General features: G+C 45.6%; 29 protein-coding genes and 1 pseudogene. 16 read left to right on the top strand and 14 right to left on the bottom strand.

Annotated features, from left to right (window positions below):
* Positions 1–107 precede the first annotated feature (107 nt).
* Complete coding sequence (mutH, locus tag AABA75_RS05520) at positions 108–785, top strand: DNA mismatch repair endonuclease MutH (protein WP_338291546.1); 678 nt, start codon at positions 108–110, stop codon at positions 783–785.
* A 6-nt stretch (positions 786–791) separates the two neighbouring features.
* Here mutH and AABA75_RS05515 read toward each other — a convergent pair whose 3' ends face one another.
* From AABA75_RS05515 to AABA75_RS05505, 3 genes are all read right to left on the bottom strand, one after another.
* The gene (locus tag AABA75_RS05515) at positions 792–1,835 is read right to left on the bottom strand and encodes a helix-turn-helix domain-containing protein (RefSeq protein ID WP_338291544.1); all 1,044 of its coding nucleotides are present in this window, start codon (positions 1,833–1,835) and stop codon (positions 792–794) included.
* A gap of 179 nt (positions 1,836–2,014) precedes the next feature.
* Positions 2,015–3,517 (bottom strand): inorganic triphosphatase, encoded by a 1,503-nt coding sequence (locus AABA75_RS05510; protein ID WP_338291543.1) that lies wholly within the window; start codon positions 3,515–3,517, stop codon positions 2,015–2,017.
* Between the two features lie 157 nt (positions 3,518–3,674).
* Positions 3,675–6,326, bottom strand: a complete 2,652-nt coding sequence (locus tag AABA75_RS05505; protein ID WP_338291542.1) for a M14 family zinc carboxypeptidase — start codon at positions 6,324–6,326, stop codon at positions 3,675–3,677.
* Between the two features lie 256 nt (positions 6,327–6,582).
* Here AABA75_RS05505 and AABA75_RS05500 point away from each other — a divergent pair, with 256 nt between their 5' ends.
* Both AABA75_RS05500 and AABA75_RS05495 read left to right on the top strand, forming a co-directional pair.
* Entirely contained in the window at positions 6,583–7,173 is a 591-nt protein-coding gene (locus tag AABA75_RS05500) for a TIGR04211 family SH3 domain-containing protein (RefSeq protein ID WP_338291541.1), read from the top strand.
* Positions 7,174–7,293: 120 nt separating this feature from the next.
* Entirely contained in the window at positions 7,294–7,473 is a 180-nt protein-coding gene (locus AABA75_RS05495) for a hypothetical protein (RefSeq protein ID WP_338291540.1), read from the top strand.
* 11 nt (positions 7,474–7,484) lie between these two features.
* Here the strand turns inward: AABA75_RS05495 and AABA75_RS05490 are convergent, their stop codons facing one another.
* On the bottom strand, positions 7,485–8,387 hold the full coding sequence (locus AABA75_RS05490) for a LysR family transcriptional regulator (protein WP_338291539.1): 903 nt from the start codon (positions 8,385–8,387) through the stop codon (positions 7,485–7,487).
* Positions 8,388–8,487: 100 nt separating this feature from the next.
* Here AABA75_RS05490 and AABA75_RS05485 point away from each other — a divergent pair, with 100 nt between their 5' ends.
* Together AABA75_RS05485 and AABA75_RS05480 are read left to right on the top strand one after the other, a co-directional pair.
* A complete protein-coding gene (locus AABA75_RS05485) occupies positions 8,488–8,901 on the top strand; it encodes an ACT domain-containing protein (RefSeq protein ID WP_338291538.1) in 414 nt (137 codons plus the stop codon).
* Positions 8,901–9,143 (top strand): CBU_0592 family membrane protein, encoded by a 243-nt coding sequence (locus tag AABA75_RS05480; protein WP_338291537.1) that lies wholly within the window; start codon positions 8,901–8,903, stop codon positions 9,141–9,143. Before AABA75_RS05485 ends, AABA75_RS05480 begins: the two co-directional genes overlap by 1 nt.
* A gap of 75 nt (positions 9,144–9,218) precedes the next feature.
* On the opposite strand, the gene AABA75_RS05475 is transcribed toward AABA75_RS05480, so the two are convergent.
* A complete protein-coding gene (locus tag AABA75_RS05475) occupies positions 9,219–10,319 on the bottom strand; it encodes a M28 family metallopeptidase (RefSeq protein WP_338291536.1) in 1,101 nt (366 codons plus the stop codon).
* A 128-nt stretch (positions 10,320–10,447) separates the two neighbouring features.
* On the opposite strand from AABA75_RS05475, the gene AABA75_RS05470 reads away from it, so the two are divergent.
* From AABA75_RS05470 to rpoS, 10 genes and pseudogenes are all read left to right on the top strand, one after another.
* Entirely contained in the window at positions 10,448–11,083 is a 636-nt protein-coding gene (locus AABA75_RS05470) for a LysE family translocator (protein ID WP_338291535.1), read from the top strand.
* A gap of 72 nt (positions 11,084–11,155) precedes the next feature.
* Positions 11,156–11,434, top strand: coding sequence for a cell division protein FtsB (gene ftsB / locus AABA75_RS05465; RefSeq protein ID WP_338291533.1), 279 nt, complete (start codon positions 11,156–11,158; stop codon positions 11,432–11,434).
* 44 nt (positions 11,435–11,478) lie between these two features.
* Positions 11,479–12,201, top strand: a complete 723-nt coding sequence (ispD, locus tag AABA75_RS05460; protein WP_338291531.1) for a 2-C-methyl-D-erythritol 4-phosphate cytidylyltransferase — start codon at positions 11,479–11,481, stop codon at positions 12,199–12,201.
* A complete protein-coding gene (ispF, locus tag AABA75_RS05455; RefSeq protein WP_338291530.1) occupies positions 12,192–12,674 on the top strand; it encodes a 2-C-methyl-D-erythritol 2,4-cyclodiphosphate synthase in 483 nt (160 codons plus the stop codon). Before ispD ends, ispF begins: the two co-directional genes overlap by 10 nt.
* Before the next feature lie 3 nt (positions 12,675–12,677).
* On the top strand, positions 12,678–13,718 hold the full coding sequence (truD, locus tag AABA75_RS05450; protein ID WP_338291529.1) for a tRNA pseudouridine(13) synthase TruD: 1,041 nt from the start codon (positions 12,678–12,680) through the stop codon (positions 13,716–13,718).
* Positions 13,719–13,730: 12 nt separating this feature from the next.
* Positions 13,731–14,477: a 5'/3'-nucleotidase SurE gene (gene surE, locus AABA75_RS05445; protein WP_338291528.1), complete on the top strand. Its 747-nt coding sequence runs from the start codon at positions 13,731–13,733 to the stop codon at positions 14,475–14,477.
* Between the two features lie 2 nt (positions 14,478–14,479).
* Complete coding sequence (locus tag AABA75_RS05440; RefSeq protein WP_338291527.1) at positions 14,480–15,130, top strand: protein-L-isoaspartate(D-aspartate) O-methyltransferase; 651 nt, start codon at positions 14,480–14,482, stop codon at positions 15,128–15,130.
* Positions 15,127–15,705 carry a YqaA family protein gene (locus tag AABA75_RS05435; protein ID WP_338291526.1) on the top strand — a complete coding sequence of 193 codons (579 nt, stop codon included), beginning with the start codon at positions 15,127–15,129 and terminating at the stop codon, positions 15,703–15,705. Before AABA75_RS05440 ends, AABA75_RS05435 begins: the two co-directional genes overlap by 4 nt.
* Before the next feature lie 12 nt (positions 15,706–15,717).
* A complete protein-coding gene (locus tag AABA75_RS05430; protein ID WP_338291524.1) occupies positions 15,718–16,524 on the top strand; it encodes a peptidoglycan DD-metalloendopeptidase family protein in 807 nt (268 codons plus the stop codon).
* A gap of 140 nt (positions 16,525–16,664) precedes the next feature.
* Positions 16,665–17,575: pseudogene (rpoS, locus tag AABA75_RS05425) on the top strand (RNA polymerase sigma factor RpoS).
* 102 nt (positions 17,576–17,677) lie between these two features.
* Here the strand turns inward: rpoS and trhA are convergent.
* Positions 17,678–18,316 (bottom strand): PAQR family membrane homeostasis protein TrhA, encoded by a 639-nt coding sequence (gene trhA, locus AABA75_RS05420; RefSeq protein ID WP_338291523.1) that lies wholly within the window; start codon positions 18,314–18,316, stop codon positions 17,678–17,680.
* On the bottom strand, positions 18,313–18,777 hold the full coding sequence (locus tag AABA75_RS05415; RefSeq protein WP_338291522.1) for a DUF3291 domain-containing protein: 465 nt from the start codon (positions 18,775–18,777) through the stop codon (positions 18,313–18,315). Before AABA75_RS05415 ends, trhA begins: the two co-directional genes overlap by 4 nt.
* Positions 18,778–18,953: 176 nt before the next feature.
* Between AABA75_RS05415 and AABA75_RS05410 the strand changes: the two genes are divergently transcribed.
* Positions 18,954–19,364 carry a hypothetical protein gene (locus AABA75_RS05410; protein WP_338291521.1) on the top strand — a complete coding sequence of 137 codons (411 nt, stop codon included), beginning with the start codon at positions 18,954–18,956 and terminating at the stop codon, positions 19,362–19,364.
* A 294-nt stretch (positions 19,365–19,658) separates the two neighbouring features.
* Here AABA75_RS05410 and AABA75_RS05405 read toward each other — a convergent pair whose 3' ends face one another.
* The 7 genes from AABA75_RS05405 to AABA75_RS05375 all read right to left on the bottom strand — a co-directional run bounded on the left by AABA75_RS05405 (position 19,659) and on the right by AABA75_RS05375 (position 25,199).
* Positions 19,659–20,132, bottom strand: coding sequence for a GNAT family N-acetyltransferase (locus AABA75_RS05405; RefSeq protein WP_338291520.1), 474 nt, complete (start codon positions 20,130–20,132; stop codon positions 19,659–19,661).
* Positions 20,129–20,821 (bottom strand): aspartate/glutamate racemase family protein, encoded by a 693-nt coding sequence (locus AABA75_RS05400; RefSeq protein WP_338291519.1) that lies wholly within the window; start codon positions 20,819–20,821, stop codon positions 20,129–20,131. The genes AABA75_RS05405 and AABA75_RS05400 overlap by 4 nt, the downstream gene beginning before the upstream one ends.
* Before the next feature lie 5 nt (positions 20,822–20,826).
* Positions 20,827–21,246, bottom strand: a complete 420-nt coding sequence (locus tag AABA75_RS05395; protein WP_338291518.1) for a GFA family protein — start codon at positions 21,244–21,246, stop codon at positions 20,827–20,829.
* Positions 21,246–22,070 (bottom strand): nucleoside triphosphate pyrophosphohydrolase, encoded by an 825-nt coding sequence (gene mazG / locus AABA75_RS05390; RefSeq protein ID WP_338291517.1) that lies wholly within the window; start codon positions 22,068–22,070, stop codon positions 21,246–21,248. The genes AABA75_RS05395 and mazG overlap by 1 nt, the downstream gene beginning before the upstream one ends.
* Before the next feature lie 68 nt (positions 22,071–22,138).
* On the bottom strand, positions 22,139–23,053 hold the full coding sequence (locus AABA75_RS05385; protein WP_338291516.1) for a TonB-dependent receptor: 915 nt from the start codon (positions 23,051–23,053) through the stop codon (positions 22,139–22,141).
* Positions 22,968–24,104, bottom strand: a complete 1,137-nt coding sequence (locus AABA75_RS05380; protein ID WP_338291515.1) for a TonB-dependent receptor plug domain-containing protein — start codon at positions 24,102–24,104, stop codon at positions 22,968–22,970. The genes AABA75_RS05385 and AABA75_RS05380 overlap by 86 nt, the downstream gene beginning before the upstream one ends.
* A 126-nt stretch (positions 24,105–24,230) precedes the next feature.
* A complete protein-coding gene (locus tag AABA75_RS05375; protein WP_338291514.1) occupies positions 24,231–25,199 on the bottom strand; it encodes a hypothetical protein in 969 nt (322 codons plus the stop codon).
* Positions 25,200–25,233 lie beyond the last annotated feature (34 nt).

The raw sequence follows: 25,233 nt of genomic DNA, 5'->3' as shown, positions 1-25,233 counted from the left end.
ATATTGTTATGTTCCCCATTCTTCCACAAAGTGTCATAATTGCCTAGTTCCTTTTAGTCACAAAAACACAACAATTCTGTTACCGATCATTTTTAGTAAGGGAGAGCATGACACCGCCATCCACCCCACCCGACACGCTCGAAGAATTACAACACCGAGTTAACGCCATCGCAGGTTTGAGTCTCGGTGACCTGGCCTGTAGTGCCAACATTAAAGTACCGGCCAATTTTAAAAAGGAAAAAGGCTGGACAGGGCAACTGATAGAATTGTGGCTGGGTGCCAGTGCGGGCTCAAAACCGGAACAAGACTTTGTCAATCTGGGTATTGAACTAAAAACCTTACCTATTACCACAACAGGTAAAGTATTAGAAACCACCTACGTATGTTATGCCCACCTCACCGGCAATGCTGGGCTCAACTGGCAAAACTGTAATGTCCGCAACAAACTGCAGCATGTCCTTTGGTTACCGGTAATTGGGCAACGTAATATTTCTCCAGCACAGCGCCAGGTAGGCACTGGTATCTTCTGGCAACCCAATGCACTTCAGGAACAGCGATTGCGACATGACTGGGAAGAGCACATGGATAATATAGCGTTAGGCAACATTGAATCATTGAGCGCTAAAGCTGGAGATGTACTGCAACTGCGTCCCAAAGCTGCTGATGGCTCTGTGGTAACTGATGCAACGGGCGTTGACGGGCAAATGATTAAAACCCGCCCTAGAGGCTTTTATTTACGCAAAAACTTCACGCAAGAAATCATTGATTGCGCGTTTGACCGCTAAATCAAACTAATTCTTGCGATGCATCAGGCGGTCGTGCTCTTCTTGTGACAAGGCATCATCAGAAGCCATGTTCTGCACATATTTGACAAACATTTCGCTCAACACCTTTTCCGAAGTAAAACCAAGGCGTTTAGCTATCGCTGAAATCTTAATGTCAGAACGAAGAATAATCTTTTTCGCATACTCCAGGCGGTAGTGGTACATATACGCTCGAAAATTGCGATTTAAAATACTGCGAGTGGCCACGGCCAAGTCTTTGGGTTCAATCTCAGCTAAGTCTGCCAAGGTGCGTAAACGCAAACCCAGCGCTTTATAGAGCTTATTGCGAATAATAGCCCGCTCCGCTTTTGCCAAGGTAAGACGCATCTCTTCTTCTGAATAGGTACGATCGCTAAGGTCTTCGGCATCAATTGGGCAAGGAGAATACCTTCTGCGCTGCAACAGCAGCAAAATAATGACATAGAAAATGCCAAAATGAAGCAGCGAAATAATCCCTTGCCAATAACTGAACTGAATTAAATTCAGAGCCGTCACGATCACCAGCAAAATAGCACCAAATGAGATACTCACCAAACCAGAGAATAGCTTCATGGTTTCAGGCAACTCGTACTGCGTGATATCCACCACCTGGTCGGACAGATGGAAATCGTACTCTTTCACCATATCGTCGATTTTTAAGGCGTAAATTAAAATAGCGAAATTAATGAACATATAATAAACGTAAAAAGGCCAGTTATCTGCAATAGCACCCATAGGCGGGTTGCTGAACAATGCAACTTTGGCTTCATCAGAAAACAATAAAAAAGGGACTTGTGCGACAAAGAAAAACGTCGCGATGGCTTTGTGCACCCACTTATTGTGCACCGGCTTCTCAATCAGCATATTATGCATGGCCAGATAGACCTGAGCAGCCAGTAATACAGGAATAAACTGGAATACACCTATCAGAAACGGAAATTCCGGCAATAGCCCGGAAAAGCGCAGTATTTCGTCCAACATAACAAAAGGCAAAAGCAGAATAGCAAACAGCACGTTGGATGCATGAGGCATATTGTCATATCTGACCCAGATGAGGACCAGAGGAATGAGCCAGAGTATAAATCCTAAGCTTAGCATGGTGCTGTTATATCACTCTTGTTATGGTTTGCGGCACCTTCCACCACAAATTACCGCAGATAATGTGTAAGTTATCGGAAACTAACAATATTCCTTGAATTCAGAGGTGTCCTTTACAGCGCTTCAGCTTGTGCCAACAATGCGGCTTCGCGACTCAACTCCATCACTTCTAACAAGCTCTCTTGTTTTGCCACACACCAATGGATCAAACTGTCCTCCCCTTCAGAAAACAACTTTCGTAAGTTCTTTTCCAAAGTGTGTAGCACTTTAAGCTCTTCGGCACCATCTAACAAGTCTGTCCAGGTCTTTAGACTCTGGCCCGTGCGATTACCCACAGCCCCTGCCAGAAGTGTTTGTATCTCCACCACTTTATTCAAAGCAGGTAAGTTTTTGAGGTAAGCTTTTACTGACTCTTTAGTTTCAAAATGGAACAAGCTGAAGATGCTCTTAAGCTCTTCCCGTATTGCTTTTTTTGCGAGACGATTAATGGACTCTTCTTGCCACAATGGCGCATTGGTCCAGGGCTTGTGAGTCAGCATTTCAAGAATGTTCAGCTGCAATCTGGCATAACTCGATTGATGCAGTAGTTGTAAAGGTTGATGCATCTCCAACAGCTGAGTCTGACGAGCCTGTAAGTGACGCATTACCACTTCCTGCTTTTGCAACTTCTTGCGATAAAAACCCTTCTTGGATAACAACTCTTTTATATCAGCCAACTCGTCAACCCAATCCCAATATTTGAGCTGTTCTTTTAATTGTAAAGACAATTCAGAAAACTCTGCACAGGATAGGTGTTTTTCAAACAGCTTAAGGTTGCGTTTCATCAACCGCATGATAGCCACCAGCTCGACGATATCACGCACCTTACCCAATTCCACAAAGCGCTGCTCATAATATTGCCAATACTGTACCAACTCAGACATCAAGATAATAAAGGCCTCTTGCAAGCTATCCTCTTTGCCTAGCTTGAACTCAGGCCGGATATGGGCCATCTCAGCTTCCTCGCCGAGGAACAACTCATAACCGCGTTGGGCTTTACTTTTGTATCCCAGCCGAAAAGGAATAATGTCGAGCAGTTGTCGTGCCAATTGAAACAGGGCATCTGATTGGCCTTTTTTCAGTTCCAACTCCACTTCACAAACGGGTGTATGGTACTTATCCGTTTCAATCTCACCGGAGTCGAATACCATTTCCACATGGCTGCCATCCGGCAATCGAATTTGATATTGCTCACGCCTGAAATGAGTGCTGAATAAAGTGGTAAGCTGTTGTTTTAATTCTTCTATGTTAAGGGCTTCCGGCCAAATGCCATCGGGAAAAAGAGCGATATCTAACTGATTAGACGGGATATCAACGTTGTGCTCCGCACGTTTGTGCAATCCCCCTACAGAGCCATCTTTGCTCTTTATGGTTTGCTCGTAATCGCCATTGTTACCGCGCACCCTCAGTCCCATGCCATGCTGCCTTAAAGCATGTTCTGGTGTATCGTAATAGGAATTGTACAACTGCACCGACTCATGCTCGATGCTCGCCTTGAGTTGTGGTAGAAATTGCTCTCGAATCTTGCTTTCGGCATCCGCAGTGACAAGTAACTTAAGCTCTATTTCGCTATCCATGGAGGAGAAAAAACACCCTTTTTTAGATGAAAAAACGAACCGGGTCAGTCAGACCGGGCTCGTTGCTATTGGATTTAATATAACCGATCCCGGGCAAAATTACTCAAAAAATTTCACCCAGACTTACGGTTAACATCAACAGTCAAATCTCATTTTATTAGCGCCCATTGCGTATGTTGGCTTTGGTATGTGCCACACCTCGCCAAATAGCATTAATCCATAGCATGTGTAAACCTGGTTGCTGACCACGGAATGTCGGGCTTTCAGGGAAGCTCAAGATCATGCCCTCACCCATATCTTCAACGGTAAGAAAGGGTTTAAATGCCAGTTGTTTTTGATAATCCTGCCATAGATAACCGCTCGCAAGGACTTCATCAGCACCAGCATAGTGAGCAACATTAACCCCTTGGCCACGATGTAAAGGTTGATAGGTGCCGTTACCTGACGCAAAACTGTATATCGGCCGATCAATACCCACTGTCATCCAGTGCTCTTGATTAGGTAATACCTTTAGGATATTGCCCGGAAATGTTTCCATCCCTCGATGTGGGTCCACTTGCATGGCTTCATATTGCTGAGCATCGTCAATTAGTGACTCGTCTGTCGTCGTTAGCGCCTTTTGTGGATCAATTTGATTGTTCTCTCTCTGCAACGCACTGAGTTGTTGTTTCACCAAAAAGTCAACACTGCTACTAAGCGCGATCAGCACGCCTCCCCGGCGCAACCAGGTATTGAGTTTCTCGGTACCACTTGTAGTTAACAAATCGGAGTAATCTCCACCGGGCAAAATCAAAACATCAAAATCAAACAGGTCAAGATTGTTTATATAACGCGCTGCGATGGTATGTACCGGGTGCCCCAATTGACGTTCAAAAACATAACGAGTGGCCCCGGCGAGGTAGGAAGAAGTGGGTCTGTCCCACAGTAAAGCGATATCAGGTGATTTCATTTTCACCACATGCTGACTGCCAAAATTAACGCCATCTTCAACCCAACTGGTATTGGTATTGATCAGCTCAACCTGATATTTCTGCGCCAAGTTTTGTACCACCTGAACGGCATCTTCGATTGCTTGCTTTTTGTAAATAATAAGCGAACCTTCTGCCAATTTTCGCCCTTTTTGGGTAAAGCTTTTGTCACTGCTGTAGATGACCAGCCCAGCTCGAAGTGCATCAATCAAAAACATCGCACTACCCGTGTGTTGCCAATCCACTAACCAGGCCAAGTCCCCCTCGCCAGATTGTTGCAATGGAGGTAATACTTCTGTATCCAATGGCTTGCGATCGACTTTGGCTTGCTTGCTACAATAAGCCACATCAACATTGTGGGTCAGGCGTTTTGACCAAGCAGTGACGTCATATAAAACATGACTTTTGTGCTGGCGGCGCAGGTTTTCCTGCAGAGCAATAAAATCCGCCTCCATCGGGATATGTGTGTCGAGGTAATTGCGGATCATGCGATAATTCGGCTGCGCCATGTCGATGACATAATCACCTTTTTGGTACTGTACTGAACAGGCTGTAAAAGCCTCATTAGCCACGTCAATTTCAATGCCTTGGCGAGCCAGTAAACGCGCTAACTTATCGCTATTGAAAGGATCGCTGGAACGGGCTAAAACCACTTGCCGCACATCTCCCGATTTACCGAGTTTAATGGCGTTGTCGCGATATTCCCAAAAGCGCTCCAAAAACAGTGCTTTGTGTTTTGCAGCGGTTTCCAAAGTAGCAATTGAAGCAACAAAGTGATGTTGCACAGCATCAGCGTAAGTAAAGATTTCGCCTAACTTATTGGTAGCCTTTAAACCTCTGGGAGAAGCCTGCTCATAAGTCATACCCAAGGCACCATAAAATACCGGCCAACCTGCACCGTAACCGGGGAAAAACGCATCGTATATCTCGCGCGTAAAATACCGCCAGCCACGCTGATCAAAATACTTCGCGTTATTCTTCCCTATGATTTCAAGACCTTGTTTTTGGGTATCGGTAATGTAGGGATTGAATGGGTCAGCTTCAGGTGTAAAATAATAGGTGTAATCCGTGCCAAATTCATGCAAATCCACCGCGATTAAGGGTAACCACTTACTGAGTAAATCCACTCTACCTTGAGTCTCTGGTTGGGTCATAGCAGCCCAATCTCGGTTTAAATCAAAAATGTAATGATTGGTGCGACCGTTGTTCCAACCCTCGCGTCTTTCTGTTGCAAAAGGGTAACCGTTAGGTGAAGGACCGGTATTGTTATTGAAGTGATGAATAAACTTCTCTCGGCCATCGGGATTCTGCAATGGGTCCAACAATACAATAACATTGTCCAGAATCGCGGATACCATGGCGTCATTTTTAGCAGCCAACAAATGATAAGCCACCTGCAGTGCTGCATCAGGTGAAGAAACCTCGTTGCCATGCACACCGTAACCCAGCCACACAATTGCAGGAAGCTCAGCAAGTTCGCTATTCATAGTGCGCTGATCTGTACGTCTGGGATCTGCAAACCGAATATATGCCTCACGAATAGACTGCAGATTAGCCATGTTTTCCGGGGAGCTGATCACGGCATAGTTGAGTTTACGCCCCTGCCAAGACTCACCGTAAGTCAATAATTGTAACTTGTCAGGATGAGCACTTTGCAAAGCATTCAAATAGCCTTCTATCTGAGAAGAATCACTCAGCGCCTCACCACTTTTATAGTCGTAAAGAGATTTGAGTGTTGGCGTTTTCTGCTCGTAAACGGTATCGGGCCATGGACCTTCTGCAGATACAGTTACAGCACATAAAAGCAATAGAAGGGATGGCAAAGTGAATGAGTAACGCATCGTTTGTTATATTTGTTTTTCACCAGATTAAGGCCAGTATGGCACTGAGATGGCTTTTTTCCAATGCCCGACTTGTGCAAACAAAAGCCATAACATGCATAAATTTCATCCCATAATGAACATTGAACCCCCGACCAGAGCGAGATCCAGCATATTAACGGTTGCAATATTATTTCAAGAATCTAATATTTCTGTATCACACAGGAAGCAGTGTAATAACATGATAAAAAGACTAATTTTCCTTTTGGCATTCACAATGCATTTCTCACTTCAGGCGCAAGAAGTGAGCGAAACTGACAGCTCAGATGACGCTGCTTCGGACACTACCAGTGCTTATATCTCTGATGACCTTTTCATATACATGCACTCTGGTCCGGGTACCAATTACCGGATTTTAGGTTCAGTAACGGCAGGTAGTGCAATTTCCGTTTTGAATACTGATGACGACGCTGGTTTCACTGAGATCAGTGACGAACGGGATCGCACTGGATGGGTAAAATCTGAATTTGTCTCTGACAGCTCTATCCGTTTTCAACTCAGTGAGTTGCAAGACCAACTAGATTCAGCCCAATCTTCCACCCAAGACCAATCTGATTCAATCCTGCGACTGGAAAGCCAGTTACGCGCCGCAGAACAAGCAAATATTGAATTGGAACAACAACTGGAAGAGCAAGTGCAAAAAGCAGCGCAGTTAGAGCAGCAATTATCGCTGCAAACAACAGATGCAGACAAAGAAATGTTTTACCGCGGTGCGATTGTGGCCGGCAGCGGGTTACTGCTTGGCATATTGTTAACCTTATTGCTACGCAGAAAAAAACGCTCTGACGCCTTGTACGACAGATATTAATCCGAATAATGAAAGACGTAAGCCAGCACTGTTGCTGGCTTTTTTATGTGGCTCAACTTGTTTTAAAGCCATTCGAAACTAAATAAACGGAATAAGAGCTAATCTCCTTGAATACTTATTGTGGACAAGAAAGAACAACAAGAAATAAAAGACAATGCACCAATAATGACAGGTCTTTTAACTGAATTTGCGTTCTGGCAGTCTCTAAAAACATCCAAAACACTGCAGATTATGACAATCATTGGGTTGCTACTGTTTTCCGGATTAGGTTGGTTGTTATACAAAATGACTGGTGCATAATCAGCGTTAATTCATGCGCAAGCCTGAGTCTCTCTCAGCAGTTGCTGCACGCGGCGAACTATATCCGACTGCGTTTTGTCTTTGCGGTATACAGCGTATATATCAGAGCGAACATCATCAAGTTCCTGAACCACCAGGTCCAGCGAAGCTAAACTGTATTGGTTCAACACGTGAACCGGCACCAACCCTATTCGGTTTGATACCAGCACCTGCCACAATATTTCTTCTACGCTTTCACAACAGATCTGCTCAGGGATACGCTTAAGTTTCTCTGCTATGGTACTTGGACCATGCAACTGATGACTGGATTTAAAACTGATTAAACCCTTTTGTTGTGCCAGCTCTAACCAAATTATAGTCTCGGTTTCTGCTTCCAGAAACTCACTTTTACCCACCAGACACAGACGTTCCCGGTACATGACTTCGGAATGTAATGGCAACCTGTTTTCTGATCGAAAGCTCAATCCCAAATCCAATTGTTGTTTCAACAGACCGTCCGCTATCTTCTCGGGGGGCATGAGTCGTATGGATATCTGTACATCGGCAAATTCACTCTTCAGGCGACTAAGAACAGAAGGTAGCGGATTAGCGATGTCAGACAGCGTGGCATCTACAGATGCCACCCGCAATTTTCTTACTCTGGGAACAGACAAAGCGCTAACATCCCGTTTAAAGGCTTGCCAGTTATCTTGTAAGTTTAACGACGCCCGGTAGAAGCGCTCACCCACTTCAGTAAGTTGAAATCCAGCGCGGCCTCGGGAGCAGAGAATTAAGCGAGTGCGGGTCTCCAGGTCTGACAGGTGCTTGCTAATAGCCGGGCAGCCCATCCCCAAACGCGCCTGTGCTGCAGTCAGACCACCACTTTGAACAACCGCGATAAACACTTGTATTTGTTTTAACTCAACATCACCCATACTTTCCAAACATGAAAGTTAACTTAACTTATTTCATATTTATTAAAGTAACAGCCTTGGACATAATAACAAGACATCCATCAGAAATAGACAATTCAACATGCAAACCATCTCTGACCTACAGCAATTAATCTCTGAAATGAATCCAATACTGCACCCAGAATTATGGGTGTACTGCACAATCGAAGCACCAGATATTACGCCAGAACTCATCACCCAAAGTTTTGCACTTGTTCGTGAGTCCGAATCCATAACCTTGATCACCACAGTAGAACAGGCTGCAAATCTGGGCTTTGTTGATGTAGAGCCATTTCAGCGTATAGAGTTACAGGTTTACTCAAGTTTAGAAGCAGTTGGTCTAACTGCAGCGGTGAGCCAATGCCTGAAAGAACACAACATCAGTGCCAATGTGGTCGCGGCCTATCACCATGATCATATTCTGCTGCCCAAAAGGGACGCTCAAAAAGCACTGACCGCCTTGCTCGACCTCACAGAACAAAAGACGGTTCGCTGATGCTCATGGAAATTTTGGGGCTGATTGGCGTTTTATTGATTCTATCCGCCTATTTTGCCGTACAAAGCGAATATCTGGACAGTCTTTCAATCAGCTATTCTCTGCTCAATCTGGTGGGTGCAGGATTAGTGCTGCTGTCGCTAATAGGTTCAGACAATTATGCCGCTATTACCCTTGAAGGTGCATGGCTGCTTATCAGTGGCTATGGATTGCTCAGGTCTTGGCGACGTAGCCACATTTAAAGAGTTCATGTAGCCCGACTCTATGCGGCAGACAATAACTGACACATCAGAACCCGAGCTATTGAGCTATGAAAACTAATCTACGTTCAAATATTTATCCGCCTGACTAAAAAAGGCATTTAACACTTTTACGTTGGCATTGAGCTGAGACTCAATACGTCCTGGAAACACCGACTCGAGATGTATAAGTTGGTCATTACCAGAATGCCAGATACGTCCCCATTGGGTTTCTTTTTCACGATCGCAGGCGGTGACACTTTCCGCGTCAAAACAATCCCATAATCCCGGGTTGACTGACTGCGAATAGCCATCGTAACCGTCTTTACCGTTAATCTGAAAGTTAGTGGTTTCAATGTAGGCAATGGGGATACCGTTGCAGGCGAAGGATTCATGATCAGACCAATCTCCCGTAACGCCCTCGGGATAACCGGGAAATTCCGGGTGAATCTTGTGAGCCTCATCTCCTAGTTGCTCTTTTGAAGCCATTAGTACTGCTTCTCGCATCTGTGTCTCAGAGGTGTAGTTATCATTATTACCACCGCACTTGTATGGAGTAGTATGCGCGCTATGCACGTACAGAAAGTCTCCGCCAGCTACGGTATCCAGATTCACCATACCCACTATCTTAGCGAGCTCTTCAGGTTTATCTTCTTTTAACATTTCCACATAGGCGCGTGAGCCTACCTTGCCAATTTCTTCCGCACCAAAGGCAATAAAACGAATGGTGTAAGGCAATTTTTTTTCCTGACTCATCTTTTTGGCAACCGTTAACATGACGGATAAACCTGCGCCATTATCCATAGCACCTTGCGAGCCCACCTTAGATCCCGTTGAGTCAAAATGCGCACCCAGCACCAACATTTTTTCCGACAACCCTTTGACATCAGCAATGATGTTACTGGAATCCAGAAAAACGCCTTTTTTATTGAGTACGGGATGGCGAAATTCGTGTACTTGCGGCGCATAACCCATGGCTTTGAACTGCTGCATCACATAATCAGCGGTGCTTTGCTCCTTCTCAGTACCAGCCTCTCTAGCACCTATACCGTTTTCAGGTAAGGTTACAGCCTCCAGAAACTGCATCACGTCGTATTTTTCCTCGGCGGCTACACCACTGGATAGCCCCACTGACAAAGCCAAAAGCGACCATTTAAAGCACTGCAGAGATTTTTTCATAATCGTTGATTTCTTACTTGTTGTTTCCACTAAGCTTAACCTGATGCGCCCAAAAGTAAATGTATCTGCGCTTCTAATAAACCGACATTAAGGATAGACTGGGCCTTTGAAATTGTCGGATGCCCTTTATGCTGCCTGTAGAAACATTTCTGGCCTTTAGTCTCGCTGCCTTACTGTTGAGCATCTCTCCAGGTCCATCCAATCTTTACATAATGGCCCGCAGCATTCATCAAGGTTTCTCAGGTGGTGCTGCGGCAGCAAGCGGTATGGCGATGGGTTCTTTTATCTACGTATTGGCTTCGGCTTTGGGACTGGCAGCGGTATTTACCTATGCACCGCTGGCTTATACCCTGTTGAAAATTGCCGGGGCGCTATACCTCATTTATTTGGGCATTAGTTACCTCAGAGCCAAACCAGCCACTCCAGGTGAAACCAAGGTTGTGGACAAACGCAGTCTGTGGAGCATATTTAATCAGAGCATCATTGTTGAATTGACCAACCCTAAAACGGCGCTGTTTTTCCTTGCTTTTTTACCGCAATTTGTAAATCCAGAATACGGAAATGTTACGCTGCAATTTATACTCCTCGGAAGTACTTACGCGTTTATCGCACTGTGTTGCGATTTATTTGTGGCAGCCCTTTCCGGCAAACTGGGGCATGCTATGAAACAACACCCAAAGCTGCTTCATTATCAGGATAAACTGTCTGGTTCAATGTTGTTGGGCTTAGGCACCTGGCTGGGCGCGCAGGAAGCGCTAAAATAGGACGGCTAAACCCTTTGCTAAGCGGATCCAGGTTAGCTATCATCCCCTTAATATAGAGCGACAATCACAATCATGGGAAAAATCGTAACAGGCCTGTTGTTTATTCTGCTGCTGGCACTGCAGTACCGACTCTGGTTCGGTAAGCACAGTATTCCTGATTACCTCAACATGGAACAAGAACTGGCTGCGCAGTTACAACACAACCAGAATCTGCGACAGCGCAATAGCTTACTGATTGCCGATATCCAGGATTTGAAAATGGGGTTGGAATCTATCGAAGAGCGCGCTAGAAATGAGCTTGGCTTAATTAAGCCCGGTGAAACCTTCTATCGCATCTTACCGACAGAATAATATTGCTGCACTAATCCGGGCTTACTTAGTTTTCTACACCATCTATGAATAATGAACAATTTACTGCCGTAGTGCCCGCCGCTGGAGTGGGAAGTCGTATGGCAGCAGACAAACCCAAGCAATACCTGGAACTGGCAGGGTATACTGTATTAGAAAGTACTCTCCTGCGACTTATTAGCCACAATAATATCAATAAAATTGTGCTGGTGATCAGTCCCGAAGATGATTACCTTCAAGAGCTACCAATATCTAAAGCCTCTTGGTTACAGGTAGTAATGGGTGGCAAAGAGCGCTCAGATTCAGTACTCAATGGGTTGCAAGCTTGTGATGACAATTGGGTATTAGTACACGATGCTGCCAGGCCCTGTGTCAGGCATGACGATATCAGTGCACTATTGGCGCTTGCCGGTACTGGCTCAGGTGGAATTCTGGCGAAACAGGCCACCGACACCATCAAGCTCGCTCAAAAGAGTAACCAAAATGCATGTAAAATAGTGGACCGTAGCATTTCCAGAGAACACATCTGGCAAGCACTCACCCCACAACTTTTTCCACGCAAAGAACTCATCGCAGCGCTACAGTGGTGTGTGCAAAAGAATATCGCAGTTACTGATGAAGCATCGGCAATAGAACAAACCGGCGGCACTGTTCAGCTAGTGGCTGGCGCCCATGACAATATTAAAATCACCCATCCGGGTGATCTGGCACTGGCACAGTTTTTTCTGGAACAGCAACAAATTAACAATACAGGTGGAATATGCGAATAGGTCACGGCTTTGACGTTCACAAATTTGGCGGTGCAGGCCCAATCACGCTTGGCGGTGAAAAAATCCCTTACGAGCAAGGCTTAGTGGCTCATTCTGATGGCGATGTCCTGCTGCATGCGGTTTGTGACGCTATCTTGGGCGCTCTGGGATTGGGGGACATAGGTCATCACTTCCCGGATACGGATGCTCAATACGCAGGCGCAGATAGCCGGGGATTGCTCAAGTCAGTGTTTAATCAAGCCACTGAACTGGGATACCAAATTGCTAACCTAGACAGTACCATTATTGCCCAGGCCCCCAAAATGGCACCCCATATCAACGCTATGAAAGCCAACCTGGCTGAAGACCTGGATTGCACACCTGAGCAGATCAATGTCAAAGCCACCACCACCGAGAAACTGGGTTACACAGGCCGTAAAGAAGGCATTACCTGTCATGCCGTTGTGTTACTGCAACCAGTCACAGTAGCCTGACTTATGTTACCATTTCCCGGCACTGAACACTGGCACTACCTGCACGGAAAACCTAAAAGTTCGGCGACACTCAAAGCCATCCCAGAGCATTTTAAGGTCAATGAAGTATTACCTTTTGAGCCCGTTGGTGAGGGCGAACACTTATTTCTTCAAATTGAAAAAACGGGTTTAAACACTGGCTTCGTTGCCCAGCAACTGGCCCGCTTTTATGGCGTAAAAGAGCGAGACGTTGGCTATGCCGGACGCAAAGACAAACACGCCGTAACCACTCAATGGTTCAGTGTCTGGTTGCCTGGCGTCAAGTCAGCTCCGGTGAAACAATTCGTCTATGACGGTTGCAATATCAAACAGCAAAGCTGGCACAGTAAAAAGATACGCACCGGCAATTTGTCTCATAATGAATTTCAAATTACCTTAACGGACCTTGAAAAAGACACAGATCTCGAAGAGCGAATTGCTAAGGTAAAGCACACTGGCGTACCAAACTATTTTGGTCCACAGCGCTTTGGCAATATTAATTCTGATGGCGTTGCTGGTAACCTGGCCATGGCCCGGCTTCTCATCAATAATGAGACCATCAAAAAGCGTGAGAAGCGCAATATGGCTGTTTCAGCTCTGCGTTCATGGCTTTTTAATGAAGCGGTTAGTGAACGCTTAACAAAACTCAGCACAACACCGGAAAACGGCGACGTTTTTAGCCTTGCTGGCAGTAACAGCTTTTTTGTGGCAGAAACTATTGACTCAGAAATTCTAACCCGACTTGCAGGAGCAGATATCCATCTATCAGCACCGCTTTGGGGAGCGGGAAAACCGGCTTCACTTGGCGTACCCGGGGAGCTTGAAAATTCGCTGGCTGAGCGTTTTCCGGAAATTTGCAACACCCTTGCAGCGCTTGGATTAAAACAGGAAAGGCGTAAACTTCTGTTATATCCCAAAGATTTCAGTTACCAATTGCATGAGCAACAACTGTTGTTAAATTTTTCCTTACCTTCGGGTTGTTTTGCTACGTCAGTCATAAGAGAATTACTATGCCTAAACCCATAACATGGAGCTGCTATGAGAATTCTGCTGAGTAACGATGATAGTGTATTTGCTAAAGGACTAAGAGTGTTACACGAGCACCTTTCTCAGCAACACGAATGTGTCGTAGTGGCGCCGGATAGAAATTGCAGTGGCGCAAGCAATGCTCTGTCCTTACTGCAACCTTTGCGTATTCAGGAAATGGATAACGGCTTTTTTATGGTGAATGGTACCCCCTCTGATTGCGTGCACCTTGCAGTGAATCGATTTTTAGAGGAAGATCCGCAACTGGTGGTTTCAGGCATCAATCACGGCGCCAATCTCGGCGATGACGTCGTTTATTCAGGTACAGTAGCCGCTGCAACTGAAGGGCGTTACATGGGTTTACCAGCTATTGCAGTGTCATTAGCTAACAAAGATGGTAAGCACTTTGAAACAGCAGCGCTTGTGGTACTGCAAATCATCAATCACCTGGCGGAACATCCATTACCCGCCGATCAAATTCTAAATATAAACGTACCAGATGTACCCTATGCGGAATTAAAAGGGCTGCAAGTCACCCGACAAGGAAGGCGACATCGCTCTGAGTCAATGGTGAAATCGGAAGATGCATTTGGTCGCGAAATTTATTGGTATGGTGCGGTAGGACAAGAACAAGACGCAGGTGAAGGCACAGACTTTTATGCCGTTGCCAATAACTACTGTTCTGTCACCCCCATTAGTGTAGATATGACGGCTTACCAGAGCCTCGACAATATGAAAGACTGGATAGAAAAACTATAACAATGATACAGGCAACCAAAACCATCAACCGCCGAGGTGAGAACCTCGCACAATTGCTCTATCAAGAAGGCATTCGCGAGCAAAAAGTATTGCAGGCCATTGCCAATACGCCGAGACAACTATTTTTACCTGAAGCGTTACAACACAAAGCTTATCAGAACACCGCCTTGCCTATCGGTCAGGGTCAGACTATTTCGCAGCCCTATATTGTGGCCAAAATGACAGAAATATTGTTGTCTGGTGCCTCCCCAGCTCACAAAGTGTTGGAAATCGGCACAGGTTCGGGCTACCAGTGTGCTATTTTAGCGCAGTTATTCCCTGAAGTTTATTCCGTTGAGCGCATCAAGTCTTTGCAATTCCAGGCAAAGCGCCGCATGCAAAAACTGGATTTACACAACATCAAAATGAAGCACGGTGATGGCTGGGAAGGCTGGTCTAGCAAAGGCCCCTACGATGCCATTATCGTCACCGCGGCTGCCAGTTCATTACCTCAGGCGTTACTGTCACAAATTGCTCCGGGTGGACAGCTCGTGATCCCGGTTGGAACCGAACAGCAAACCTTAAAGGTGTATCGTCGCGAGGAAGCTGGTATCTCCGAGCAGCTTATCGAGCAAGTGCGCTTTGTCCCCCTGGTTCCGGGAGATTTGCTGTGAAAATTTTTGAATGGTGTTACGACACAACCATGCATTGGGCGAAACATCGTCACGCTCAATGGTATTTGGGTGGGATGAGTTTTGCGGAGTCGGTATTTTTCCCCATTCCGCCGGATGTTATGCTAGCCCCTATGGCCTTATCCAAACCTCAGAAGGCTTGGTATTACGCCTTTATTACCACAGCAGGCTCGGTTTTAGGCGGTATCCTGGGTTTTATTCTGGGTTGGTTTGCCTTTGAAGGGTTAATTCAGCCGCTGGTAGAACAGTGGGGCTATCAAGCCAAGCTGGATCACGCCATGCAATGGTTCTCTGAGTATGGTGTTTGGGTGGTGTTCCTGGCGGGATTTACCCCCATTCCCTATAAAGTATTTACCATCAGCGCGGGTGCGCTGCACATGGCGTTTATTCCTTTTGTGATCGCATCAACCATTGGACGAGGTGCCCGTTTCTTTTTAGTGGCAGCTCTAATGTATTGGGGCGGTGCACCGTTTGAGCAAAAACTCAGACAACATGTAGACACCATTGGCTGGACTGTCATTGTGCTGGCAGTTATCGCCTATTTTATTTTCCGATAATGGTGGTGCAGAGTGTCTCGTTTTAACCTGATCCTCTGCATTTTCATCTGCTCTGTCATCCTGACAGCTTGCAGCTCTAACCATGTTCCCGCCCCTGTTGTTCAACTCAACACACAGAAAGATTATAGAGATATAAACAGGGGAACTCTTAAAGCAAAAAATTATATAGTCAAAAAAGGGGACACCTTATATTCCATAGCTTTCCAAGCGGGAAAAGATTTTCGCGAACTCGCTCACCTCAATAATATCCCCTCCCCTTATAGCATATACCCTGGACAGCAATTGACCCTGGTAGCGTCAAAAAATCGACAAGCCAAAAAATCTTCCAAAACAACTGGTCAGACCTCAAAAAACCCTGCAAATCAATCAGTTGACCCTCAAAAAAAGGAGGCGTATGGTGGACATTATGTTAAGGAGAAGTTAACACCTGATTCCTTTCCAAAGACGGTAAAGAAATGGGTGTGGCCAACTTACGGTCGATTGGTTGGCAAATTTTCACTTAGCGAAGTTGGAAACAAAGGCATCGACATCAGCAATAAGCGCGGGGCCATTATTAAGGCAGCGGCAGACGGTAAAGTGGTATATACCGGCAAGGCGTTGAGAGGATACGGTAATTTGATCATCATCAAACATACCGATGCTTACCTCAGTGCGTACGCTCACAATGATGCATTGTTAGTTAAGGAACAACAATGGGTATCAGCAGGACAGCAGATAGCCAGAATGGGAAGTGACGACACCGGCCAGGTAATCTTACACTTTGAGATAAGATACAGAGGTAAATCGGTGGACCCACTACGTTACTTACCCAAAAGATAATACAGAATAATAATAAAAATAAATGACGTGGGAAAGGTATAACTGATAATCCATGACAGGAGACTTCACTCATGGCCAATAATAGTACCTCAGTCATTGAACTTGCTGCCTCAGAAAATCTGGATGAAGAAGCTTCAGATATGGAAGTCGAGGAAATAGATCAAAGTGACGCACTCGAAGACATACTTGCCGGTCAGGAAGAAATTCATAAGAATCTTGACGCCACACAACTCTACCTTGGAGAGATAGGATTTTCACCATTACTTTCAGCTGAAGAAGAAGTTTATTTTGCACGCCGAGCTCTCAAGGGAGACGAAGCTTCGCGTAAACGCATGATAGTCAGTAACCTGCGTTTGGTTGTTAAAATCGCGCGTCGTTACAACAACCGCGGTTTGGCTCTACTGGATTTAATCGAAGAAGGCAATCTCGGTTTGATCCGCGCCGTTGAGAAGTTTGATCCAGAACGTGGCTTCCGCTTCTCAACCTACGCTACCTGGTGGATTCGCCAGACAATTGAACGCGCCATTATGAATCAAACTCGTACTATTCGATTGCCGATTCATGTAGTTAAAGAGCTCAACGTGTATTTGCGTGCAGCCAGAGAACTAGCGCAGAAATTGGATCACGAACCGACCGCAGAAGAAATCGCTGAAGCGCTACAAAAACCCGTGAAAGACGTGGCAAAAATGTTGCGCCTTAATGAGCGTATTACTTCTGTAGACACGCCGATTGGCAGTGAAAATGACAAAGCGCTGTTAGACGTCATTGCCGATGAGCGGGCAGTGGTCCAGAAGATGAAGTACAAGATAACGACATTCGTTGCAACATTGTGGAATGGTTGGGTGAGCTTAATCCGAAACAAAGAGAAGTACTTGCCCGACGTTTTGGCTTATTAGGCTACGAGCCATCAACACTTGAGGATGTAGGCGCCGAGATAGGCTTAACGCGTGAGCGTGTAAGACAAATCCAGGTGGAAGCACTGCGCAGATTGCGGGAGATTCTGTCGCAACAAGGTTTGAGTTTGGAGTCTTTGTTTAACAAGCTGCAATAATCAGGTTCAACCTAAAAACAAAGCCACATTGTTATGTGGCTTTTTTGTTTCCGGGTGCTTTTGTAAACTTTTTGTAGGTTCGCCTTTAGGCGGACAATGTCCTCACAAAACGTGCTGGTAAATGGCGTAATAGTGACAGCCCCCACCAATCATCACCATAATATGGAACGCGGCATGGGTATAGGCAAGACGTTTAAAGGAATACAATAGCGCACCAACTGTATACACCACCCCACCCGCAGCAAGCCATACAAATCCTTGCGAGGACAGGTTTTCAAGTAAGGTTTTACCCACGAAAACAATAAGCCAGCCCATGAACAAATATACTCCCGTAGAGAGTAACTTGAAGCGGCCGGTAAAAAATAATTTGAGGGTAATGCCAATCGTTGCCAAAGCCCAGCTAATACCGAAAATCCACCAACCTGTTGCAGCGGGCAATATTAAAAGTGTAAAAGGGGTATAAGTGCCGGCAATAAACACAAAGATAGCACAGTGATCCAGTACTCTTAATCTCGCTCTTACGCCAGGATTGGTGGCACGGTGATACAGAGTTGAAGCCAAAAACAAAAGTACCATGCTAAAGCCAAAAATAACCGCCGAGATTAGAGCAACGTAACTCAGCGAATAGCTTTTGAGCACCAGCATCACCAAACCGGCACAGGCTAAAAGCAAACCAATAAAATGAGACCAGATGTTGATTTGTTCTTCACATTGCGAATACTGAGCCGCTTCAGCGCTCATTGTGCCTCCATAGCCTGTGTAGGCGTTAACAGCTTCTTAAATGAAAATGCGCTTGCAGTGTCGCCGTATGTTCTGAGATAAGCTAACTTGTCTTTCGCTTCAGACAGCGTGGGTATGTGTCCTTGGGGTATCCACCAAAGAACATAGGTGGCCTCCTTCACTGCTTTGAACCACTCTTTTTTGCGTTTCAAAAAATGAGCATGTTCAGTTTTGAAAAGAAACGACTTTAAACTTTCAGGATCCCGCCAAACGGTTAAATTGGCAATAATATCAGGATCGTTATAAACCGGAATGCCGGTTGCATTACCAGTGTCATCTTTCATACGCCAGATAAAGCCTGGAAAGGACTCGCCAAGGGAGTTGATTCTTTCGAGGTTATCCACAAACTCCTGCATTACTGGAGAATCCAATGAAGCTAATGCTGTGGCTGTGTTCAGTTGAGCAAGGTGATAGTTTGCCATCGCTAGTCCGTTTAAGCGTCGTTTTAATACTATTTTGTCACCTTACCCGTTCAGGGAGGTAAATCACAATTTTTCCGCACAATTAATTTTGTAAAAAGGTACGACTAATATACTATTTTCAAAGGTGATAAAGGGTCTTAAACTCTTCTTTTATATGGAATCATAGAAGCGATCTTATGGCAGGATTTAAACAGCACGGAAAATTTGAAGCGCAACTTGTGGGTCGTATCATCGTGTTTAAAGGCACTGGGCCTTGGAATTTGGAGTCCATGAATGCCGCCGCAGACGAATTTATTGCTTTAACTACGCCCCTTTATAACAAGCCTTGGGGTATGGTGGGAGATTTTTACGGGCAGCCTGTGCACGTGCCCGAAGCCGCCGAAAAACTGGTGGATATCGTTAAACAAGAAAAACTGCTTGGTCGTGTAGCCACTGGGTTGGTCACTGTTCATTGTGACGTGCCAGCAATGGCGAAACAGCACCTGAAGACCATTTATGGCCAAGCTGGTGAGCCCCACCAGTTTTTCAACTCCACAGACGAAGCCATTGCGTGGGTAAATGAACAAATTTCTGCCGCTTCATCATAAACGGCAGCGTTAGAAAAACCATTTCAGATAGACTCTCGTGCAGCTCGCAGGTTAGATATTGAGTACCGCATAGCCCCAAACGCAAGCAGCAATCAGGCTCATTACGGCAGCTCCTAATTTTTCACTATTGTCGTTTGGCATGTTCGAGGCCCTCTCAAAACATTTATCAGGTTGTTATATTGACAAGGACATGGCCAGTAAAAAAGCAGAAAAAAGCGAACATAATTCAGAAAAAAGCGAAATTATCTGCTCCAATACCTAAGTAAGAGAGGCAATACCAATAGGTATTTGAGCTTAGAGCCTGAATTCCAAAAGCGGTAATGTTCGCCCGACAATACTCTTAGAAGGAATGAGTGAGACGCGTTTTGCGCCCATTTTTAAATAAAAGTTCTCGGCGTTTGGATCAGAAGCAATAGATAGCATCTTTGCACCGGACTGCTGAGCAATCGCCACTAAATCCCGCCATAACAACCTTCCCACTCCACAACCGACATACTCAGGTGCGACAAACAGTGCTTCCACTTCAAAATGCCTGTCGGTGTGCTGTTCCAGACAATAAAACCCCGCGATATCTCCCGCTGATTCAAGTAATTTAAATCGATATTGCGCCGCCAATAACTTATCAGGTGTGACCCTCAACTCTGCGCGACAATCAGCGATGAAGTCATCGGAATATCCCCAATATTGCTTTGATGCTAGTGCCAGTTCCGTTAAGCGGGCGGCCTCATCTTTTCGAGGTTTTCTGAGTAAACCGGAAACGTGCGTCATGTCAAAGCAAATTCAATTGCAGATGTTGCGTGTATTTGTGTGGTGTCAAACAGCGGTAAACTGCAGTTTTTCTGTTTTACCAGCAGTCCGATCTCTGTACACCCTAAAATTACCGCTTGAGCGCCTTGAGCCTCTAATTCTCTGATAACCTTGAGGTAAGTTTCTTCTGAGCCAGGATTAATCCTGCCAAGACACAGCTCATCATAAATAATCTTATTAATCAGGGCTTGTTCGGCTGCATGAGGCACAATAACATCAATACCAAACAACTCCTTGATACGTCCCTTATAAAAGTCTTTTTGCATGGTGAATACCGTGCCCAGCAAAGCGACTTTGTTAAGGTTTGCGCTTTGTATGGCTTTTGCAGTGGCATCTGCGATATGTAACAACGGGATGCTAATTGCTGCGGCAACTTCATCTGCAACCAGATGCATGGTATTGGTGCCAATTAGAACACAATCGGCTCCGGCCTTTTCCAGGGACTTAGCATGAGAACACAATAAATCCGCCATCTGTCCCCATTGCTCTTGTTTTTGCATTTGCGCAATGGGCGCAAAATCAACACTGCGGATGAGAATTTCAGCAGAATGCAGGCCCCCTAACCTATCCGCAACGCCCTGATTTATCAGTTGATAATAGCCTTGCGTACTTTGCCAACTCATGCCCCCCAATATGCCAATTACCCTCAAAACCATTACTCCTCGGATGGAAACTGTGAACAACGTTTAGCTTTAATACCAGCCTCGTACCAATTGGCTTTGTCATCCCAGAAAATATTGTAGTCAATTAAATCAACGGGTGGATTGTCAAGGCTACCAATAGGCACATACATCCATTCACCTGACTTGCCCATGAAGGGTAGTCCAGAGCCACAGTTACGGCAAAAAGCATTACTAAAGGCTCTGCCTGTGGGGCAGGAGAATTCATTTATCCAATCCTTACCTTGGGTAAAATCTACGGCATCTGGCTTGATCTGCATATTGCTGGCATGTGCCGATCCTGTCAGTTTGCGACACTGCTGACAATGACAAAAATAGCTGGCATTGGGTGTGCCATGTACGTTAAAAGTCACCTTACCGCAGAAACACCCTCCCGAAAGCATCAATTCACTCATCAGGGATTATCCTGTTTTTCAGTTACTTTGACCTGCTGCCATAATAGTTCTAGCTCTTGCAATGACATGGCTTGCAGTCCCTGTTCTTGCTGGGCAGTCGCCAGTTCTTCTACCTGGCGGAAGCGCCGTTCAAACTTGCGATTGGCTTTTAATAGCGCGTGCTCCGGGTCGACATTACAATGCCTCGCCAGATTCAAGGTAGCAAATAGCAGATCGCCAACTTCTTCTGATAGCGCTTCGCTGTCCTGTTGCTCGCAAGCCTCTATTACCTCTGCAATCTCTTCTTGTATTTTATCCGCCACTTGCTGTTTGTCATGCCAATCAAATCCCACTTTGGCACAGCGCTTTTGTAGCTTGATGGCTCTTTTCATCGGTACCATCCCTTTGGGGATATTAGCAAGAATACTGCCATCTTCCACTTTACCTTGCTCTTGCCGCTCCCGTTGCTTAATGGCTTCCCAATTAGCATTGAGTTCTTCTTCCGTTTTAATCTGGCTATCGGAAAATACATGAGGGTGGCGTCTTATCAGCTTTTCAGCAACATGCTCCGCGATTTGGTCAAAGTTAAACGCCGCCTGCTCTTGTCCCAACTGCGCATAAAACACCACCTGGAATAATAAATCGCCCAATTCGTCTTTGATGTCTGCCATGTTACCTTCTGCAATGGCATCGGCGACTTCATAAGCCTCTTCAATAGTAAAAGGCACAATACTGTCGAAGGTTTGCTCTTTGTCCCATGGACACCCCGAGACCGGATGCCGCAGCTGTTCCATTACCCACAATATTCGGGCTACTCCGGGAAATTCTTGGTTATTAATAGACATAAAAGACACTTTAAAAGGTGAACAAGCTAGTAATAGTGGCGAGTTAGGGGGAGAAAATCCAGCCCTGGTTAAAAAATCACAGATAGCCCGATATTAGCCTGCCTCCCGGCACCTGCTGGATGCGTGTTAATACTGCCCCCCGCAATGTCGGGTTGATAAAGCTCATCATCAAGTGCATTAGTAACATAGATACTCAGAACACTCTGTGCATCACTCAACCAATTCAGTGGGTGACGATAATGTAACGTCAATTCAAAGCGACTATCTGCTTCGGGATTGACCGGTTGTGCGTTTGGACTGCGGATAGTGTTGGAATGAAAGGCATCTTGGGCGTTTAGGAACGCAGAAATCTGACTACCTGAGGCAAAGGTCTTCGACATACCTATTTTAAGTAACCAGTCGGGCATCAGCGTGTAATCATCCTTACCATGGGCCTCATTTTTCTGCCATGTAAAGGCTGCATCCAATTGCAGGTCAGCACTAAAGAAATGCTTCATTTCCCACTCCAGCCCCCAAGAGTCAAGGCTACCGGTATTAATAAAATCCAGAACTCTATCTGCTGCACGAGTGCGACCAATTAAATTAGTCAACTCGCTGCGAAACCCAGTCAACGCCCAATGAGTTTGTTCGTTGTTGCTGTAATACTGAACCTCTAAGGTTTCGATTTCCTCGGGCTCCAAGCCCGGATTACCTCTCAGTCCACCTCGATTGTTACCATCGGCATCGCAGCAAACAACTAAGTCAAAATTAGTCTCTACAGAATAAGCGGCCCGGAAAGCTTCCCCCCACAACAGCTTGATGCCGCTTTGTGCATCTATGGTCCAGTTTAGTCCTCCACGGAACACCCATTTACCTTTTACATCTGGTACCTTGTTATATTGGATACCGATAAAGCCATTAAGACGCTCGAGGTCTTCCGTCTGAAACTGCAGATAGGCATTTTCCCAATTGCGAGAAAAACCGGGTATAGGCGCCGCGCGCATACCGTCTTGTGTATCCACCTCCTGATGCCATACCGTCCCCCCCCACTAATAAATGGCCTTCCCAGATATCAGTGTGATGCCAGGTGACCTCCGCCAACCAATTATCAGACAACGCATCATAATTGTAATGACTAAAGTCAGACCCCGAATAACTGAGGTTGGTATCAATATATTGCTCTTGTGACAGGGTCAACTGGTAACCGATATCCAGTGTAGTGCGCTGTGAGGTAACCTGACGCTGTGTTTGTGGAGGATCACCAGACCAGACCGAAACGGCCCCCCAGAAGTCTTGTTCACTGCGCATAATCGCACCGGACCAGGTAAACTGTCCCTGCTTACCGGATAACACTAAGCTGGCGTTTTTCTCTCCAGCATCAAAGGCTCCTGATTGACCTCGATTGTCAATGGCACTATGGCGCCATCCCGACTCTGAATAAAGTTTTCCGGCGACATTCCAATAACCGTTTTCGAGGCTCTCCCCCCAGTTTAACTCGGCATTGGCTTTACCATCTTCGCCAATAGCCAGGTGCAGCTGTTGGACACTATCAGTATGAGTAATGATGTTGATCACCCCCAAAAAAGCATTGCTGCCATAGAGTACTGAACCAGGCCCTCTGATCATTTCTATTTGCTGAATACTTGAGACGGGAAAAGCGGAAAAAATTGCAAAATTCTGACCGCCGGTAAAACTATCTCTCAAGGGGCGACCATTGATAAGTATTAATACTTCATTGTTTGAATGGGTCAATTGAGTGCCGCGAATAACTGCCAGATTTTGCGGGTAAAAGAAGGAGCCCATCATTTGCACGCTGGGTAATCGTTGCAATACCTCCAGTAAATTTTGTGCCCCGTAACTGGCAATATCTTCTTTACTTAAAATTGATATAACCGCAGGGGATTGCTCACGGCTTTGCACAAACTTGCCCGCGGTGGCCACATTAACGTTGAGCAACTCTTCAAATGAAAAATCTGCCAGCTCATTGAGGGTATCCTCAGCCTGGCAGGGTATTATCAAAACACCGAAGGCTATCGCAAAAGCGATTGTTTTCATCTATTTAATCACTTTTTCAGTTTCTCTTTTAAAGCTAGATGAATTCAGCGGATTGTGCGAACTGGATTATTTCCGGATTGTGTCTTTGAGCGCTCATTATCAGGCTCCTTGGCGGAATACGCTATGTCACAGCTTCCCTTTAGCCATTTTACTATCCAGCGCTTCACTGCGCAGAGCATTGTGAATGGCCACAGCAGAGTATGCTGCAATAGATTCGATATTGTGACATTGCTCACTATCCAGCGCCTGCTTACGGGCCATAAACAGCGTCAACATACCAATGAGTTTGCCATCAATTTGAATTGGCACCACAAATACACTGCCGTGCTGTAATTGCGGATTATTCGCCATCAGATGCAATAGCGCTTGTTGCTCTTCATTATCGAGGTAGTGCTCTGAACAGCGTAACAAATCAAACAAATACAAAGACGTTTGGTTTTTGGTAACCCATTGCTCCATCATCTCAAAGACTTTTAAAGCCTCGTCACTGAGACTCAAGCTTCCTGCGGGTTGACGGCTTAATTTGGGTACCAGCTTGTCACCTTCGACAATCATAGCGCGAAAACAATCAAAGCTGGCCAACTCGCTAATATTGCTATGAACCACTTCCATAATGTCATTCAGTTTCTGAGTTCGTGTTATTTTTTGGCCTATTTGAGTGAGCAGGCTCAAGTGATCTGAAACTTTACGAAAGTGATCAGCACGACGCTCGGAGCTTTTTGCTTCCCGAGATAAACTCAGCATTCCCCACAAGGTGAACAGAGCAGCCGCGGTCTTAAAGCTATTCTCCAACAGAGCCGGCCAGTGACGTACTACGAAAAACTCATCGATAAAATCTGCACTGCCGCCAATAAACATACACAACATCGCAGCAACCAGGCGAACCTTGGTGCTTTCATTCATATTGGACGCGGCGATAAATGAGGAAAAGATACCGGCCATTATCACGGTACTAGCTTCGCCGATAACATCCAGTACATCAACATCTACCCATGCGATCGGCGGGAAGACAAAATAAACAATGACACACCAGAGTAAGCTACTCAGCGCCATGAGCCACAGCGCTTTAGCAATAAATAACTGCCTGTAAGACATCAACACCTGCCGCATATTAACCTTCGCTTATTGC

The sequence above is a fragment of the Planctobacterium marinum genome (assembly GCF_036322805.1).
Lineage (GTDB): Bacteria > Pseudomonadota > Gammaproteobacteria > Enterobacterales > Alteromonadaceae > Planctobacterium > Planctobacterium marinum_A.
This window is presented reverse-complemented; position numbering and strand designations above follow the sequence as displayed.